This is a genomic window from Nonomuraea rosea, from assembly GCF_039539705.1.
GTDB classification, from domain to species: domain Bacteria; phylum Actinomycetota; class Actinomycetes; order Streptosporangiales; family Streptosporangiaceae; genus Nonomuraea; species Nonomuraea rosea.
Window position 1 is genome coordinate 1 of record NZ_BAABDQ010000086.1, and the last position, 16,512, is coordinate 16,512.

Sequence of the window (16,512 nt, forward strand, 5' to 3'; positions counted from 1 at the left end):
CTGTCGGCGCTCAAACCGCCGTACTCATGGCGATCTGGTCGAATTTTCAGAGCCGGGGCCCGACGGACGCCATTGACACCGAAGATTGCTGCAGGAACTTCGCGTTTGAGGAACTCCGCGCCGAACAACCGGCGCGGCCAGCACGCCCGCCCGGCCCTCGGAGAACGATCCGGCTGCGAGGCTGGCTCGGACCCCACGCGAGCTGGCACGACGGCACGCCGGCCCCATGGGCGGATCGAAGAAGTCTGCTTCGCCTATCTGGAAAACCGGCACCACGGTGCCGGGGGATCTCGACTGGACAAAGTCGAGCAACAAAGTGAGGTTCGGGTCTTGACAATCGCGCCTCCACATATGGATGCTATGCCTAAAGCGTTATGCTGTCATGAATATATATTCACTTGCCTGGATTTGCCAACGCCTCCGCCCTGTCAATTGTCCCGGGTCTGGCATGATAGTAGCTCTGACTTCTGATAGTGATATAAAAGGCTTTATGTGATTTACTCGCCTTGAGGAGTGATTTGATGAGTCCCCCAATCTGGCCCGCTTCTGTCGAACGCTGGGCCATGCACGAGTTGGAGCTAGCAGGTCCCGATGAAGGCAATCCATTTAAGGATGTACAGCTGACTGCGTGCTATCAGTTCCGCAACAGAATCGTCGAAGTCGATGGATTCTACGATGGCGGTGGCGTCTATCGCGTTCGGTTCATGCCGGACAAGGCAGGCCTTTGGCGCTTTGTCACGGTCAGCAACGCAGCAGAACTCGATGGCTTCACCGGGGAACTCAACGTTACAGAGGCCAGTCGGAGCAACCATGGCCCAGTCCGGGCGCACAGAACCAACTTCCTCTACGCGGACGGCACACGGTTCATGCCGTTCGGTACAACCTGCTACCACTGGACACACGACTTGGATGAGGAACGTGAGCAAGCAACGCTCAATACGCTGCAAGAATCACCGTTCAACAAACTGCGCATGTGCGTACTACCCATTCGGAAGGTTAACCCCCCGTTGGTGCCGTTTGCGGGCTCCGACCCGGACGGTTTGGATCTCGACCGCTTTAACCCTTCATTCTTTCAGCACTTCGAGCGCAGAGTGAGTGATCTGCGAGATATTGGCGTCGAAGCTGACGTAATTCTCTTCCATCCTTATGATCGTGGCTACCGCGGCCTTGAAGACATGGGCCGCGAAAGGGATCATGCTTACCTGCGATACGTTATCGCACGACTGGGCGCCTATCGTAATGTCTGGTGGTCGCTTGCCAACGAATACAACTTTAACCGCTCAAAGACAATAGAAGATTGGGATGACCTGTTTCGATTTGTCAAGCGGATCGACCCGTACGAGCATCTGCTGTCGATACACAACGGCAACCGCATGTACGAGCGAGGCAATTTGTACGACTTCACTAAGCCGTGGATCAGCCATCAGAGCATACAGCATTGGGACATGGCTTCAACCACCGAGTGGCTAAATAAGTATAGTAAGCCGGCAGTGCTTGATGAGATCTCCTACGAGGGTGATGCAGCCAGGCGCTGGGCCAATATCTCTGGACAGGAACTAGTGCACCGATTTTGGGAGTGCGCGACGCGAGGCGGTTATCCCGGCCATAGTGAGACATTTGTCGGCCAAGGCGACAGGCCTTGGCTGCACAAGGGCGGCACCCTCCATGGCGAAAGTCCATCCCGCATCGGTTTCTTGCGTATGATTATGGAATCCGTCACCGATATGCAGGAGCTGCGCTACTTGGGACGCCGACAGTCTGCTACCGTCTCGCTAGATCTGCCGCCCGGGTCACATCGTGTCGAGGTGATCGATACCTGGAATATGACAATCACTCCGATCGATGAAGCGCTTGAGGGCCACGCCGAGATAAAGCTTCCACGACGGCCGTACCTCGCGCTTCGGATATCGAAATTCGGCACTTGACTTTATATGTCACTCGTCTCTATAACGACTGCGGTCGGCCTGCTAAGAGAGTGGTGGGTTGCCTCACGACGCAGGGCATATCGAAAGCCGAATGATTACGGTCACACAGTCGCCGTGTCGCCATCCTCTTCAGCTGATCCATTTGTATGGACACAATAGTGCAGCCATATTCATCGATTATCGTTCGTGAAGTTGAAGTCAAGGTGCTAGCGGACATGCTGTGTGGAACTTGCCCTCCCGCGAGGAAAGCAATGCTGGATTGCTTTTGGCGTTGGTCGTCCCACGTTGAATCTCTGATCTGCGAAAGTGCGCAACCGAACCATTGGCAATTGCACTGAAAGTGGCAGGTATGACTGGTAGACCTCGGTGGACCCCTTCGCAGGCCCAGTTGCGGCAACTGGTTGCCGAGCGGAGCCGGCTGTACGCGTTGCTGCCCCAGGCCGGCCCTGCCAGGCTGGCGCTGATTCTCCTGCTGCTCGGTGTGTCCCTAGCCGCGGCACCGCTGACGGCCCTGTTCGCCAGCGACGTGGTGGACAACCTCACCGCCGGAACCCCGGTTACGGCGGCGGCGATCGCCTTCGCGACGGCGATGCTGGCCCGTCAGGCCACCGAGGTCGGGGCGCGGGTGGTGATGGGGTCGGCGGCCAAACAGATCGACGGGGACGTGCGCGCCCAGGTTAGGGAGCTGACGCTGCGGCCCGGTGGGATCGCCCACCTGGAGGATCCAGCCTTCCACGACCTGGTCGCCAAGGCGAGTGACCAGGGCGCGAGCTGGCGGACGCGCTCAGCGGGAACAGCGGCGGTCGGGCAGTTGCGGCTGACCGCCCGGATAGCCGCGGCGGTGGCGATGGCCGCCGTGTTCGCCGCGCACTTCCCGCTCACCGCCCTGGCGCTGCTCGTCATCGCACTGGTGGTCAGGACGCTCGTCACCCGCGACTGGCTGCTGCTGCAGGAGGAGAAGGACAAGCGCAACCCGGAGCGGCGCAAGGTGGACTACTGGGCGGAGCTGGCCCTCGGCGCCGACGCCGCCAAGGAGGTGCGGTTGTTCGGCCTGGCCGACTGGGTGAGTGGCAGACGCCTGGCGGCGCACCACTTCTGGATGGCGGACTACTGGGTGCTGCGCCGCCGCATCCTGCGCGGCCAGTGGCCAGCCGCGACGCTCATCGCCGCCGGGGCGACGCTGGCGCTGGCCGTACCGGCGATGGCGGCTCTCAACGACACGTTGAGCGTGGGAGAGCTCACCTCCTGCCTGGTGGCCGCCTGGGGGTTGTTCTCCCTAGCGGAGCTGAACATGGAGGACGTGGACATCGAGTACGGCAAGACCGCTGCGGCCGCCCTCGGCGCCCTAGCGCGAGCGGTGCCGGAGCGGCGCCCGGGCATCGCCTCCGAAGATCGCGATACACCGTTGGTGCGCTTCGAGAACGTATCCTTCACCTATCCGGGGCTCAACCGGCCAGTGTTGGACAGCCTGGACCTGGAGATCCGGCCGGGCGAACGGCTGGCGATCGTTGGGGTCAACGGTGTCGGCAAGACCACGCTAATGAAGCTCTTGGCTGGCCTGTACGAGCCCACCACTGGCACCATCACCGCCGACGGAACGGATCTCAAGGAGCTGGACCCCGACTCCTGGCGGCGCAGGCTTACCATCCTCTTCCAGGACTTTCTGCGCTACCCGCTGAGTGCGCGCGACAACATCACCCTGGCCGCCCCGCAGGCCCGCCTCGGCGACGACCGGCTGCTCGCGATCCTGCGCCGCAGCGGCGTGGATCTCGACCTCGACACGCAACTGTGGCGCACCGGCACTGGCGGACGCGACCTGTCCGGCGGCCAATGGCAGAAGCTGGCGCTCGCCCGTGTCCTGTACGCCGTGGCCGCAGGCCGGCGGCTGCTCATCCTGGACGAGCCCACGGCCCACCTGGACGTGCGGGCGGAGGCGGAGTTCCACGAACGCGTCGTCGCCGCCGCGGGCGAGGCCACCGTGGTGCTCATCTCGCACCGCCTGTCGACCGTACGGCCGGCCGACCGGATCGCCGTGCTGGATGAGGGACGAGTCATCGAGATGGGCAGTCACGACACGCTGATGGAGGCGGGCGGCCAATACGCGAGGCTGTTCCGGCTCCAGGCGTCCAGATTCGCTAAGGCGGCGTCATGAAAGTGCGCGACGGTGTCCGGATGGTGGGCTACACCCTGCGGCTGAGCCTGCGTGCCGACAAACGGACCACCATCCTGGTCGGCGTCTTCGTCTTGTTCACCTCGGTGGCCGGAGTCGGCACGGCGACGGCCCAGCGGTGGCTGGTGGACGCGGCCGGACTCGGCCTGGCCTCTAGCGTCGTGACCGCTACCGTATTCGGCGTACTTATGCACGTGTTGTCCAGCACGATCAACCTGATCACCAGCAACTACCACAACGACCTGAACAACCGCATCCAGCTCACGCTCGAACAGCAGATTACCGAGGCGTCCGCACACGTTCCCACGGTCACCCACCTGGAGCGGCACGACTTCCTCAACCGGGTGATCATGCTGCGCCGGGGCGCGCACCGCCTCGCCTACACTGGCTGGGCGGCCGCCTACTCCGTGGCCGGGCTCGCCGGAGTCGCTGGCAGCCTGTGGTTGCTGGCCGACGTGCACCCGGCGCTGGCACTCGTCGCCGTGGCCGCCATCCCCATCCTGCCGCTCACAAACCGGGCCAACCGCCTCCTGAGGGCCGTCATCGACAGTACGGCCGAATCGATCCGCCAGGAGAAGAGCCTGCACGAGCTCTTCCTGACGGCGGAGTCGGCCAAGGAGATCCGCACCAGCGGCAACGGCCACACCCTCTCCGACATGGCCACCGGCCTCTGGCATCAGGTCATCGCCCGGGAGGAGCGGGCACGCCTGAGCGGCATGGGCATCGAGCTCGCCGGATGGGCGCTGTACTTCACCATAGTCGGCGCCGGCCTGGCCTTCGTCGGCCATTTGCTCGCCACCAGCGCCGCGACCCCGGGCGACGCCGTCATGCTCATCTCGCTGACCAGCCAGTTCCGCGCCCAGATGGCACGCACCGTCAGCAGCGTCACCACCGTCGCGGACGGCGGCCGGGTCGCTGAGCACTACCGGTGGCTAGTGGACTACGCACGCGACCACGTTGCCGACGGCACCGCCGCCGCTCCCACACACCTGCGCCGCGGCATCGAGCTCCAGGATGTTTGGTTCACCTACCCCGGCAGCGACGTACCCGTCCTGCGAGGCGTCTCACTGACCATCCCGGCCAGCAGCTCGCTCGGCCTGGTCGGGATCAATGGCGCGGGCAAGAGCACACTGGTCAAGCTGCTCACCGGCGTCTACCGGCCGGACGGGGGCACGATCACCGTGGATGGCATACCGCTCGGCGACCTCGACCCGGCGGCGTGGACCCGCGTGTGCACGGGCGCCTTCCAGGACTTCCAGAAGTTCCAGTTCCTGCTCCACGAGGCGGTCGGCGTCGGGGATGTATCCCGGCTGGCCGACCTGCCCACCGTCGCCCAGGCCATAGAAGAGGCGGGCGCGAACCGGATCGTGGACGCCTTGCCCGGCGGCCTGCACGCTCAGCTTGGTGCACTCTTCGGCGGAGTCGAACTCTCGCACGGCCAGTGGCAAGGACTTGCTCTGGCACGCGGGCTGATGCGCGACGAGCCCCTGCTCACGCTGCTGGACGAGCCGACCGCGGCCCTGGACCCGCAGGCCGAGCACGACCTCTACGAACTGTTCACCGCCCAAACCCGCAGCTCGCGGGACCGTGGGGCCGTCACCCTGCTCGTCTCGCACCGCTTCTCTACCGTACACATGGCCGACCACATCGTGGTGCTATCAGACGGGAAGGTAGCCGAGCATGGGACACACCAAGAGCTTATGGCCGACGGTGGAGAGTACGCCAAGCTGTACCAGACACAGGAGCTTGCCTACCGATGACGATGACTGCGCTCCAGGGGGATGGTGAGCAGCTTCCACTTCTGCGCATTCCGTGGTTAATCTATCCTCGGCTTGTGCCTACTCGCCCAGGTGGGTGGCTTCGATTATGTGACTGGATTCGACTCTTAGACGCTCCAGGATGGGCAGCTGCGGGAATCATTGAAAAGATTCGTAAACTGCGGTGGTAGGGCATCCTCACCTCCTACCACCCGACCCCTAAGGGCCGCGGCGCGCTCCAGTTCCAGAAGATTCAGTTGGACGCACTCATGAACCGCGAGGAGCCTCACTGCGACGGCAGCCTTCGCCGTACACGGTGAGCCTCCCGGCACTCGCGACTATCGCGCTACCACGGTGACGCTCGCAGCGTTGGGGATCAGCGAGGCGGAACGCGCTCGCATGGAATTGAACCGCCCGAACGACTTCCGTCGCATTGGCGCATGATCAACCGGGAGAACATGTGGACATCAGCAATTTCCTTCGCCTTGTCGGCGCGCACAGCACTGTGAACACCAGCACGAACCTCCGGATACGCGCCATGGAACCGCAGGATCGGACGGTGGAAGCCCTGCGCCGGCACCGCCTCACTGGACAAGCCTGGGCGATGATCGAGAAGGGGGTTATCGAGGCCCCGCCGACGTTGGCCGCCGAGATCCTCAGCGCTCAACAAATCACAGAGTCCCGATGGGACGCCAGCCTCGAGGAGACGGCGCTTATCCAGCGTCACCTGCGCGACCATGGGATCAACAGCTACCTCGTCAAGGGTTGTGCCGCCCACCTGCTTACCGAGGGGGCGTCACCGAAGCGGCGCGGCGCTGACATCGACCTCGTCGTGGAGGACCTCACCAGGCACGATGTCGCCCGACTGGTCAGCCCACTGGCCGAACTGGGGTACGACTCACTCCCCGACCATCCCTGCGGACTGCACGAGGCCGGCCACTTCCGCTACACCGGGAAGAGAGGACGGCGCGCCTGGCGGAAGAGCGGTGAGGAGTTCACGTTCCCGCTCGACATTCATCACGCGTTCCCGGTCTGGGGCTTTCCCGCGCTTGATACAGTCGACCTCGATGCCCCTGGGCCAATACACATCGACCCCGAGGGGGTGTGTGGCCCCGCCGACAAGGCGATGATCTCCTGGCGGGAGATGTCCGGCAACGCTCGCGTCGTCGAGACCGAATACGGCCCAATCACCACGCTCGGTCTGGAACTCACCGCCGTCATCGGTTGCGCGAACGCCTTCAGGGACTACATCAAACCGCACTGGTCCACACCTCTCAGGATCCACCTGGGACACCTTGCAGAGATCGTCACAATTGTTAACACGCCGGGTTTCGACGAGATGAAATTCCGGGCCCTCGTGGAGCGGTGGTTGGCTCACGACTCGATCTCCTTCGTGACCCAGGCGCTGACCAACCATTTCGGGAACGCGCCCGGCATTCTACGCGAGCTCTCGACGACTCCGGTGATCCCTCATCACACCCTGTGGAGCCGAGATCATTACCCCGTTCTCCTGAAGACGTCGAAAGGGGTGGAAAGCATCACGGACCAGATCTGGAGGAGCTCTGGGATGCGAGATCTGGCGGTCGAGCTCGGCGCAGCCCAGGTCGAAGTGACGCCCGGGCGCACGGCCGACCCCACGTTCGTCCTAGGGCACACGACCTCGCGTTCGTTCTCCCACCGGCTGCGCGGGCGACGACTCCAAGCCGCCGCCTGGATCGCCTGGGGTCCGAAGACATTCACTCTGACGATGGAGATCGACGATTCGAGGTTCTGGGGCGACGTGTGCGTCCTCGCGAACTTTGGTGACCCGGCGTTCGAGTTCTACCGTAAAGCCCCCTACAGCTCACAGCGAGTCCGCAACCGCGGTGTGAGCGGATCCGGGCTCGAGGGCGCTGTCGACCTGGCGTGGAACCGAACGGGCGACGGTCGCCTGGCGATGCTTGTCACGATGCCACTCGCCGTACTTCCTGAACCGGAGCCCACTACGGGAGAGGTTGGGCTTGCCCTCGGACTGCAGGACATCGTGCCCGAGGACCTCGGCCGCAGCGCCTCGACCATCGCGCCGCTCCGGCTCATTCCCGCCCTGCCTCGCTGATGCGGATGAATGGAATGCCATTATGTGAAAGGGATCGCAAGCACGTGCATGTTATGCGATGACGGAGCGGGGCCGGCTTCAGCGGTCACCCTCTTCGGAGAAGGTGTTGTCAAGTATCGCCAGAGTTTCCGTATCTCAGCCTGGATCCGTAGCGTGTGCCGCTCGAATATTGAGCTACGTGTCCTGAGCTGCGGTTAAGCGGCGTGGTGGTATTCGCTGATCATGCCGGCAACGACGGGTTCTCGACGGACGGTTCGCTGGTCGTTGAGGTCGGTCACGTCGTGGGTGGGCGGCGTTGTGAGGCCCGGGGGTCGTTGGTGCCGGGATTGGTGCGGCCGGTGCCGGTTGTGGTGGACCAGGTACTCCTGGAGCACGCGGGCCAGGTGGCGTTCGTTGAGGATCAGAATCCGGTCCAGGAGTTCATGGCGCAGCGTGCCGATGACGCTACGCCTGCCGAAAATTCCATCCGTGCAGGTCAAGCTGCACGTGAGCATTCGTGGAGAACTCCATCGAGCCGGTCCCTTAGGCGTATGTCCGGGTCGGTGATTCGCTTGGGGTCTGTGATCGGGTCCGGCACGGAACGCAGCGGCGCGGCTTGGCCCAGGGCTTGATGGGCGCGGTGCTGGTTGTAGAAGCGTTCGTACTCGCGTAGGGCGTGCCGCAGGTGGTGTTCGTTCCATATGAGGCAGCGGTCGAGAAGCTCGTGGCGGCACGACTGCACCCACCGCTCCATGATGGAGTTCATGCGTGGCATCCGAATGCCTGATTTCAGGGGTGAGAAGTGGCCCCATTCACGCGTGAGTTTTGGCCCCACTTGGCAGTCGCGAGCGGCTTGATCGTGGGTAAGTTTTGGCCCCGCCTGGTGGGTGCGAAGAGGGGCCAAAGGTCAGGTTCGTAGCGGTATATCCGGCGCGATGATGCTCACCGTGAGATGCCGCCCGCTCTGCCTCCGCCGACCGATTGCGTCGCACTGCCCGCAACCGCGTCAAGAACGCTTCGCGCCGCTGCGCGGTCGGCCTGCGGCCGATCCTTGACCCGGCCGCGACCGTGCAAGATCGGTTATCTTGGGTGGCTCTCAGCGGTCAGGCATGTCGGCCTGTCCGAACGTACCTGACCCATTCTATGGGTTGTCAGGCATGTTGGTCACGTACGGAACCCCCTTCATGGGGACGTTCTCTCGCGCGGAACGGCAGCGCCTCGTCGCAGGCCCCTCTCGGATCCGCGTGTGCTCGCTTGCTGCCGTGTCTGCGACGGCAGGGCGAGGCAACTCGACCCAGATGGAAACCCGCCTTGTGCATCGAACTGCTCTGAACCAGGCTCGCACCGCAGGTGCATCACACGGGCGGGCCCGCCTTAACGCGCCGCACCAGCCATTCCATCGACCCCCGGTGGCTGTGGAGGTGCTCCAGCCACCAGGTGGCGCCCGCGTCGGCGTAGGCCCGGACCGACGAGCCCGGCTCGCTCACCCCGATGACCGCCACCTCGAGGTCGCCTGCGGTTACCCGGTGCCGGCGCAGCTCGCTGGCCTGGGCGGCCAGGCAGTCGGGTGAAAGCGTCATGCGGCCCTCCTGGTCGTCGCCGGCGACGATCCAGCCGTCCCAGCGCGCGGCACGCCGAAGCGCACCCTGAGCCGTCCCGCCGACCCACACCGGCACCCGGGGCCGCTGAAGCGGCAGCGGCGCGAGCCGTACCCCGTCGACGGTGTAATGAGCGCCCCGGTGGTGCACTTCCTCGCCGGACCAGAGTGAGACCATCACGTCGAGTGCCTCATCGAGCACGACCCCGCCGGGACGTGTTGAGCCGAATGCGGTGAACTCCTGCCTCACGCCGCCCAGCCCGGCGCCCAGGATCGCGCGGCCGCCGCTCAGCCTGTCGAGCGTCGCCACCGTCTGGGCCAGCCTTTCCGGGCGGTGCCGGGCCACGGCCGTCACCGCCGTGCCCAGCCTGATGCGCGAGGTCGCCTGCGCCGCCGCGGCCAGCGTCACCCACGGGTCGGCCGATGGCATGCCCCAGGTGAAGGCCAAGTGGTCCCACACCAGCACGGCGTCCCACCCGGCGGCCTCGGCCTCCCAGGCGAGAGTGACCAGGTGGGCCGGCTCCGCGAGGTCACCCAGGATCGCGACGTCGATGCCGTAACGCATGCCCCAACCTCAGCACACGGCACCGACAGTTCCGGAGGCCGCGATCGCGCGCACCGAGTCCGCTCCGGAACCGACAAGAGCGGCCCCAGGTGGTCAGGCACCGCACCGGGCGATGCCGGTAGACGGGCAGCTTCGGCGTGATGGTGTTTGGGTTCGCGGTCAGGCGGAATCCTGATTCTTGGTGTGCGTGAGCCTGTAGGAGTCAGTGCCGGTCTCGATGATGGTGGCGTTGAAGGTGAGCCGGTCGACGATGGCGGCGCAGAGCCGTGGTTCGGTGAAGGTGTTGGTCCAGCCATGCCGAACCCCTCGTTGGAGGCGATCGCGACGCTCGCGGTCTCCTCTCGTTCGGTGAGAACCTGGAAGAGCAGGTCAGCACCGCGTTTGTCGAGTTTCATGTAGCCCAACTCATCGATCTATGCGGATATCCGCATAGATCGACCTATGCCGACATCGCGACTATGCCGAGGAGTATGGTCGCGGGTTCTCATCTGTATGACGGAGCTGGGGTCTTCTTGAAGTTGGCGCGGCAGGGCTCGGCATAGTCGCCGGCTGAGCGCGGTCTCGATGTATGAGCGCGTACTCCCAGCGCGAACAGCGCCACATCTGCTCGATATGGGGCTCCGTCCGGGCTGCCCTGATGGCGCGAGCGGAACTGTCGTTCGTGATCACTAAGGTTTCCACCTGCGACTGGATGGAGGAGACCGTAGTGGCTGAGTTGATCCGCAGCGTCTACGACGAGGCGCCGATCTCGTACGGGCGCTTTGGCCTGTACGACGTACCCGGCTATGGCCGGGATGTCGTGCAAGAGACCGAACATGGTGCACTGCTGGCCGAGCCCGAGGGCATTTCACTGGGGGGTCTCGAGTTGGTGAGCCAGGCCAGAGCGCGGCTGGCCGCTGTCCAATTGGAGGCATGGGACGCCGAGCCCGAGGATGAACCCCGGCGAGCCATGGGCAGAGGCGGGGCAGGTTCTGTATTGGAGCCCGGGCGGCATCGTGGCGGTCAGTGGCATGGGATACAGCCCCACGGGACAGAAGCTCCTTCTAGGACCGCCTTGTTTCGCCTACTGGCTGAGCGCCTACACCGGTTCGATACGAAGCGCGCCGACCTCCTGGGATCCCAGCGAAGTCGAAATCGTCGAGGAGTGCTGGCTGCTGCGGTTCTGGCCGGTGGCGGACGTCGCCGGGCCTGCCCTTAGAGGGGAAGACGACAGCGGTTACGTGGCCAGGATGCGCGAGATCCTTTCGCTCCGTCCCGGCTCGGTAGCGCCGCGGACGCGGGCGTGGCCCGCGCTGCGCCCGCAACCGCACCCGGACGCTGCCACCGCGGTAATGCGTTTCAACGCGCCGGACCCCGGCCGTGCGATGGTGCGTCACGATCCGAAGGCTGACAGCGCTCCGGAGGCCGAAAGAGGACGCATGGACGTCTCGTCCGCCGAGGTGGACAATGACCCGCAACTGGTGCACGAGACGCTGGGCGACCTGCTGTACGACGTGCTCGGCAACCTGCCGCAGAACGTGTGGTCCTGGCCGCGGTCGATGCTGGAGGACTACGCGACGCAGTTGCGCGTGGACCGGCGCCTGAGGATGAAAAAGGCTCACGGTTCCGGCTGAGCCAGCGGCGTGGCAATGCGGTCGGTCAGCCGCCCGGGCACGGATGGTCGGCCAGGCCCGCCACCCGTGCCGGTTGAATCGGCTGATCCGGCGGCGCAGCGTGATAGCCGAGCAGCTCAGGGATCTGCGCCGTCGGCAGCCCGTGCAACGACACGCCAACCATGCCCCCCGTTGGGGTTGTACATCGATTTGAACTGCATGGATAAATTCTCGGCAGGCGCAAAGCTCATTGTGGGGTGGTCGACGAGGCAACCACTAACAGTTGGCGATCGCCGCCTCTACCTCTTCCAACGACGCCATGAGAGTAGATATTGATGCGTGACGGTCCAGCCAGTAGTCCTCGTAGTTAGTCGGAATTACTGAATTGTGGCCCTCATAGCGATTTGCGACACCCCAGAGGCTGAAGAGGTTGTAGAGGACAGTCATGCGGGCGACGGCGACAATGTCGGCGCGCCTCCGATACGCCTGATACGCGGAGATCGCAGCCAGCGCGACATCGAGCCAGTCCCGCCGTGCAACCATAGTCTTCGGCTCGAACGCGATCCTGCCGAGCTCCCAGGTAGCGTATCCAGGGACTCCCTTGAGGTCGAGGACCCCCGTCAGGCTCGACTCCTGGAACAATAGGTTCGGCCGGGTGTAATCGAAATGGAGCGGCTCAAGAGCTATCTCTGGGAGACCTCTACGAAGGTCGTCGGCTTCTTGGAGAATCACAATGCGCTCGGCGAGCGCGCGGTCGATCTTGTCGTCGAGCACTGAACGTTCTTCCAAGCGCCGTATACGAGCGCGCAGGCGACGACAGCGGTCGATCATGTCCTCAACGTCGTTTGTCTGCCATGAGGGCAACGATGTCGTAGCCGAAGGCCGCTCCTCCGCTAGGGCGTCGTGAATCTTGGCTAGGATCGCGCCTGCCGCTTTGGCTGAAGTCTCGCAGAGCTCATCAAGGATGGAGCCATCAATCCAGCTAACGACGACGACGGCCCGACCTTCCAGCGTAGAGATTACATCCCCTGAGCGAGTGCGATGGATACGCGGGAACGGCAGACCACGTCGCGCTAGCAGGTCCATGACAACCGTGCGCTCGACGACCGTGCGGTCCGCTGGTCCGCGGAACCATTTGAGGCAGAGCGATGGCGCATGGTGTCTCGCGATTCGCCACACCTCCGACTCAACGCCAACGCCAGCAGGGATGACAGACGACGGAACGATGTTGTACTCGCTCGTGAGGAACGAGGCTGCGCGAGCAACCGCTGTGATCTCTGCAGTCATCGACCGATCCGGGAGTGTCTCGCTCCAAGATGTGAACTCTGACTGATTAATATAAAGCGTTCGATCATGAGTTTCTCGTCTTCCAGTTGGTGATCGGAACGCCCAACCTACCAACCGACGTGTTCTCCCGTCGCTACCCGCCGCCACCGCGACCCCTCTGTGCCAAGCTCAGGCGTGACAAATGGGACTAGAGTTCCTTAACTGACACGAGTAGGGCGAGAACGGGTATCCACTGCAGTGCCTATGACCAGCCATGACCTCCAGTGCGGCACCGGGCCGCGTGCAGACTGGCCCAAGCGGCGGGCTTTCACGACCGCCTTCAAGCTGCAGATCGTCGAGGAGTACGACGCGGTGATGGCGCTTCGGGGATCTGGCTTTGGCAATCTTTCTGTGGTGCCGTCATAGACGATGGTCGAGTGTCTCGCCGGTGACTGATTGCAATCGGATAGCTGGCTGCGTGTAGGCGCGGCCGCCTTATGAGGATCTTGTTCGACAAAGAACATGATTACCATTTGAGCGGCCGCGAGGTTCATTGTGCGCAGAACGCGGTGGCGGGCGATGCCTGCTGCTTAAGGATGTTCTTTCCCCATCTGGTCGAACTCCTCGTCGAGGAGGTGCTCGACCATGGTGACTACGTACTGGTCACGGCGCATATCGGGGGCGGGCCAGCGGCCTGCCGGGCGTGCGGCACGGCCTCCTCGCGGATACATGGCCGCTACCGGCGGCTGCTGCGTGATCTGGCCGCTGCGGGCCGCCCGGTTCTGATCGCGCTCACGGTCCGCCGCTTGACCTGCCAGAACCCGGCGTGCCCGGTCCGGACCTTCGCCGAACCGGTGCCCGGTCTCACCCAGTGCCACGCCCGCCGTACGGACCTACTGCGCCGACTGCTGGAGTTGATAGCGCTGGCACTGGCCGGACGTGCCGCCTCCCGACTGCTGGCGCGACTCGGCATACGCGTGGGCCGGGACACGCTGATCCGTCTGGTCCGTGTTCTGCCCGACTCCGAGATCGGCCAGGTTGCCGTGCTCGGCGTCGACAGCTTCGCCAAGAGGCGCGGGCACTCCTACGCCACCGTGCTGATCGACATGGACACCCACGGGCCCATCGACGTGCTGGACGACCAGACTGCCGACGCCCTCGAGCGGTGGTTACGCGACCATCCCGGCGTCCACGTGATCTGCAGAGACCGGGCCGGAGCCTACGCGGCAGGCGCCACAGCCGGGCACCTGAAGCGATGCGGATCGCTGATCGCTTCCATCTCTGGCGAGTGCGCCGTGAGGCGCGCTGATTGATCGAGTGGAGGTGAGAGACCGTGCGCCACGAGGCGCTGTGATCCGTGTGCGGGTGTGAGACCCGCACCGTTGCCCCGTCGCAGCGGGACGACAGAAGCAGGGGGCAGCCGGGCCCGGCGAGTCGGCCGGATCTGGTGGAGAGCAGCCCCGACAACGACGGGACGCACCGGCACTGCCGGACGGTGCGGGTCCGGCAAGCGAGACGGGAAGGTGGACGCGAGGAACCAGCGGTGTAAAGCCTCTCAAGACCTCCGCCAGCTCAAACCCGGTGGATCTGGGCTGGATCGCGGTGCGCACTGCCCGCAAGGGCAGGAACTCCTGGATCGGATTGATCTTGCCGGTCGCGAGGCCACGGTGAAGGACTGCGGCGTAACCGTGGCGATGCCGCAGGGGCAAAGCTGGCCGCCTCACCCGACAATCGGGTCACAGTGAACGTGGGAACCACCTCGAAGCTGTCGTCTCGGTGCACTCTCCAGGTGCGATGGGGCGGGAAGGCGCGACGTCAGCCGATGGCCCGGGGTGGGGCGGAGGGCTGGTAGTAGTCGGGGGGCGGGAAAGCCGTCCACATGGCGAAGCGGCCCAGCGGATTCACGTAGTTGAGGAACTGCAAGGGACGGAGACGCTGGTGAATACCGGTGATCTGTGGCCCGACCCCGATGGGGCCTGGCTGCGGGTACGACGGATGCAGACCAAGCTGCACCAATGGGCGGTCGATGATCCCGACCGCAGGTTCGATGACCTCTACAATCTCGTCCATCACCCCGACTTTCTCACCGTCGCGTGGGAGAGGGTAAGGGGCAACAAGGGCGCGCGCACCGCCGGCGTGGACCGGATCATTCCGGCCTTCATCGCCGACGACGCCGACATCGTGGCCTTCCTGAAGAACACGCGGGAGCAATTGAAGACCCGCGCGTTCACCCCTCTGCCCGTGCGGGAGCGCATGATCCCCAAGCCGGGCAGCGGGGGAAAGCTCAGGAGGCCAGTGTAATGCGCCTGAAATCTTGGTGATAGTCTCTACTCTGTTGTTGTGTCGCACCCGGGCCCTTCTGCGGTCGAGCTCACGTTGTCGGAGGACGAGCTAGCAGAGTTGGTTCGCCGGGCCGGGTTATCAGACAGGCGCCTGGCCGAACGGGCCCGGATTGTGCTGGTATGCGCTGAGGGCATGTCCAACGCGGGCGTAGCCCAGGAGATCGGCATTGCGGTCAAGACCGTGACCAAGTGGCGCCGCCAGTTCGCCGAGCAGCGACTGGCCGGTCTTGCCGACGCCGGCCCGTATCGGTCGGCCAAAGGCCGATCTGGTCCTCGAGGAGGCCGAGCGCGTCCAACTGACCCGGTGGGCCAGACGCGCCAAGAGCGCTCAGTACCTGGCGCTGCGCGCGAAGATTATTCTGCGCTGCGCGCAGGGCGGCACGAACAAGCAGGCTGCAGCCGATCTGGGTCGCGATGGCGACGACCAGAGTGAGATCGAACGTTCCACAGCTTGATGGCTGCCTCCTGTAGGGGCCTGCAAGGGTAAGGCCGTCGCCGCCCTCTCCCAAAGCATGATTAGGCATAATCCATGGCCTCGGCCAGTGTGTCCACCACCGGCAGCCCTGTGCCCTTCAACTCAGCCCTGCTGGTCATACCGCCGGCGTAGAGTACCGCTCTAGCCCCCACATGCTTGGCTGCGAGCCCGTCGTCCACGCTGTCGCCGATCACTAGGATCTCGCCCGGTTCGACGCCGATGGCCGCGATGTGCGCGGTCATATGCTCGCCCTTTTCCCCGCCCATGGCGCAGGTGACGCCGTCGATCCTGATGAAGTGCCGGGCGATGCCGAACGAATCGACTTTGGCGACCAGGTGGGCATGCGGTGCCAAAGAGCAGAGCGACTGAGTGCCCGTCCAGCTGGACAGCGCCAGTTCGGCGCCCGCTGCTAACTTGCACACGTCGGCCAGCTGGAAGTAGTGCTGGTGAAACCCGTCGTCGAGCTGTTCCCATTCACCCTCGTTGAGCGAGCGGCCAAGCAGACGCTCGTAGGCGATCCAGATGGGGCGGGTGTAGACCGCGCGGAATCCGTCGGCGGTCAGCGCTGGCAGCGCGTATGGCTTGAAAACCTCGTTGGTGGCAGCGACCACGGCATCGATGTCATGCAAGAGCGTGCCGTTCCAATCCCAGATGATGTGCTTTGTCATATTACATTAGCCTAATCTGACTACGTGCCGAGTTATAGCGAACATCACCTGCACGTCGTCCTAAACGAGTACATCGATCAC

The 16,512-nt window shown here is 64.2% G+C and carries 14 protein-coding genes and 3 pseudogenes; 10 read left to right on the plus strand and 7 right to left on the minus strand.

From position 1 onward, the window contains the following. Positions 1 to 521: 521 nt before the first annotated feature. The 4 genes from ABEA43_RS66730 (at position 522) to ABEA43_RS66745 (ending at position 7,947) form a co-directional block, all read left to right on the plus strand. A complete protein-coding gene (locus tag ABEA43_RS66730; protein ID WP_345580994.1) occupies positions 522 to 1,925 on the plus strand; it encodes a DUF5060 domain-containing protein in 1,404 nt (467 codons plus the stop codon). A gap of 349 nt (positions 1,926 to 2,274) precedes the next feature. Beyond that, complete coding sequence (locus ABEA43_RS66735) at positions 2,275 to 4,077, plus strand: ABC transporter ATP-binding protein (protein WP_345580997.1); 1,803 nt, start codon at positions 2,275 to 2,277, stop codon at positions 4,075 to 4,077. Continuing rightward, positions 4,074 to 5,855: an ABC transporter ATP-binding protein gene (locus ABEA43_RS66740; RefSeq protein WP_345581000.1), complete on the plus strand. Its 1,782-nt coding sequence runs from the start codon at positions 4,074 to 4,076 to the stop codon at positions 5,853 to 5,855. The genes ABEA43_RS66735 and ABEA43_RS66740 overlap by 4 nt, the downstream gene beginning before the upstream one ends. A gap of 457 nt (positions 5,856 to 6,312) precedes the next feature. Beyond that, positions 6,313 to 7,947 (plus strand): nucleotidyltransferase family protein, encoded by a 1,635-nt coding sequence (locus ABEA43_RS66745; protein WP_345581003.1) that lies wholly within the window; start codon positions 6,313 to 6,315, stop codon positions 7,945 to 7,947. A gap of 194 nt (positions 7,948 to 8,141) precedes the next feature. On the opposite strand, the gene ABEA43_RS66750 is transcribed toward ABEA43_RS66745, so the two are convergent. From ABEA43_RS66750 to ABEA43_RS68620, 5 genes and pseudogenes are all read right to left on the minus strand, one after another. Next, the gene (locus ABEA43_RS66750) at positions 8,142 to 8,441 is read right to left on the minus strand and encodes an integrase core domain-containing protein (protein WP_345581006.1); all 300 of its coding nucleotides are present in this window, start codon (positions 8,439 to 8,441) and stop codon (positions 8,142 to 8,144) included. Next, entirely contained in the window at positions 8,423 to 8,692 is a 270-nt protein-coding gene (locus ABEA43_RS66755) for an integrase core domain-containing protein (protein WP_345581008.1), read from the minus strand. Before ABEA43_RS66755 ends, ABEA43_RS66750 begins: the two co-directional genes overlap by 19 nt. A gap of 589 nt (positions 8,693 to 9,281) precedes the next feature. Continuing rightward, complete coding sequence (locus ABEA43_RS66760) at positions 9,282 to 10,088, minus strand: LLM class flavin-dependent oxidoreductase (RefSeq protein ID WP_345581011.1); 807 nt, start codon at positions 10,086 to 10,088, stop codon at positions 9,282 to 9,284. A gap of 159 nt (positions 10,089 to 10,247) precedes the next feature. Continuing rightward, a pseudogene (locus ABEA43_RS68615) lies at positions 10,248 to 10,370 on the minus strand (ATP-binding protein); the annotation flags it as partial. A gap of 26 nt (positions 10,371 to 10,396) precedes the next feature. Then, positions 10,397 to 10,492, minus strand: a pseudogene (locus tag ABEA43_RS68620) (ATP-binding protein); the annotation flags it as partial. A 528-nt stretch (positions 10,493 to 11,020) separates the two neighbouring features. Between ABEA43_RS68620 and ABEA43_RS66765 the strand changes: the two are divergent. Beyond that, positions 11,021 to 11,701, plus strand: a complete 681-nt coding sequence (locus tag ABEA43_RS66765) for a hypothetical protein (RefSeq protein ID WP_345581014.1) — start codon at positions 11,021 to 11,023, stop codon at positions 11,699 to 11,701. A gap of 255 nt (positions 11,702 to 11,956) precedes the next feature. Here ABEA43_RS66765 and ABEA43_RS66770 read toward each other — a convergent pair whose 3' ends face one another. Further along, the gene (locus ABEA43_RS66770) at positions 11,957 to 12,967 is read right to left on the minus strand and encodes a phosphotransferase enzyme family protein (protein ID WP_345581017.1); all 1,011 of its coding nucleotides are present in this window, start codon (positions 12,965 to 12,967) and stop codon (positions 11,957 to 11,959) included. A gap of 243 nt (positions 12,968 to 13,210) precedes the next feature. Here ABEA43_RS66770 and ABEA43_RS66775 point away from each other — a divergent pair, with 243 nt between their 5' ends. From ABEA43_RS66775 to ABEA43_RS66790, 5 genes and pseudogenes are all read left to right on the plus strand, one after another. Beyond that, positions 13,211 to 13,372: a hypothetical protein gene (locus ABEA43_RS66775; protein WP_345581020.1), complete on the plus strand. Its 162-nt coding sequence runs from the start codon at positions 13,211 to 13,213 to the stop codon at positions 13,370 to 13,372. Positions 13,373 to 13,452: 80 nt separating this feature from the next. After that, complete coding sequence (locus ABEA43_RS66780) at positions 13,453 to 14,259, plus strand: transposase family protein (protein ID WP_345581023.1); 807 nt, start codon at positions 13,453 to 13,455, stop codon at positions 14,257 to 14,259. A 682-nt stretch (positions 14,260 to 14,941) separates the two neighbouring features. Beyond that, complete coding sequence (locus ABEA43_RS66785; RefSeq protein ID WP_345581026.1) at positions 14,942 to 15,247, plus strand: hypothetical protein; 306 nt, start codon at positions 14,942 to 14,944, stop codon at positions 15,245 to 15,247. Between the two features lie 174 nt (positions 15,248 to 15,421). Continuing rightward, positions 15,422 to 15,472 (plus strand): annotated as a pseudogene (locus tag ABEA43_RS68625) (hypothetical protein); the annotation flags it as partial. A 43-nt stretch (positions 15,473 to 15,515) separates the two neighbouring features. Next, complete coding sequence (locus ABEA43_RS66790) at positions 15,516 to 15,743, plus strand: hypothetical protein (RefSeq protein WP_345581029.1); 228 nt, start codon at positions 15,516 to 15,518, stop codon at positions 15,741 to 15,743. A gap of 61 nt (positions 15,744 to 15,804) precedes the next feature. On the opposite strand, the gene ABEA43_RS66795 is transcribed toward ABEA43_RS66790, so the two are convergent. Beyond that, positions 15,805 to 16,431: an HAD family hydrolase gene (locus tag ABEA43_RS66795; protein WP_345581032.1), complete on the minus strand. Its 627-nt coding sequence runs from the start codon at positions 16,429 to 16,431 to the stop codon at positions 15,805 to 15,807. Positions 16,432 to 16,512: the final 81 nt, after the last annotated feature.

Coding starts and splice junctions, on each gene's coding strand:
- ABEA43_RS66730 (WP_345580994.1), top strand. CDS start 522: ATGAGTCCCCCAATCTGGCCCGCTTCTGTCGAACGCTGGGCCATGCAC.
- ABEA43_RS66735 (WP_345580997.1), top strand. CDS start 2,275: ATGACTGGTAGACCTCGGTGGACCCCTTCGCAGGCCCAGTTGCGGCAA.
- ABEA43_RS66740 (WP_345581000.1), top strand. CDS start 4,074: ATGAAAGTGCGCGACGGTGTCCGGATGGTGGGCTACACCCTGCGGCTG.
- ABEA43_RS66750 (WP_345581006.1), bottom strand. CDS start 8,441: ATGCTCACGTGCAGCTTGACCTGCACGGATGGAATTTTCGGCAGGCGT.
- ABEA43_RS66755 (WP_345581008.1), bottom strand. CDS start 8,692: ATGAACTCCATCATGGAGCGGTGGGTGCAGTCGTGCCGCCACGAGCTT.
- ABEA43_RS66760 (WP_345581011.1), bottom strand. CDS start 10,088: ATGCGTTACGGCATCGACGTCGCGATCCTGGGTGACCTCGCGGAGCCG.
- ABEA43_RS66765 (WP_345581014.1), top strand. CDS start 11,021: ATGAACCCCGGCGAGCCATGGGCAGAGGCGGGGCAGGTTCTGTATTGG.
- ABEA43_RS66770 (WP_345581017.1), bottom strand. CDS start 12,967: ATGACTGCAGAGATCACAGCGGTTGCTCGCGCAGCCTCGTTCCTCACG.
- ABEA43_RS66775 (WP_345581020.1), top strand. CDS start 13,211: ATGACCAGCCATGACCTCCAGTGCGGCACCGGGCCGCGTGCAGACTGG.
- ABEA43_RS66785 (WP_345581026.1), top strand. CDS start 14,942: ATGCAGACCAAGCTGCACCAATGGGCGGTCGATGATCCCGACCGCAGG.
- ABEA43_RS66795 (WP_345581032.1), bottom strand. CDS start 16,431: ATGACAAAGCACATCATCTGGGATTGGAACGGCACGCTCTTGCATGAC.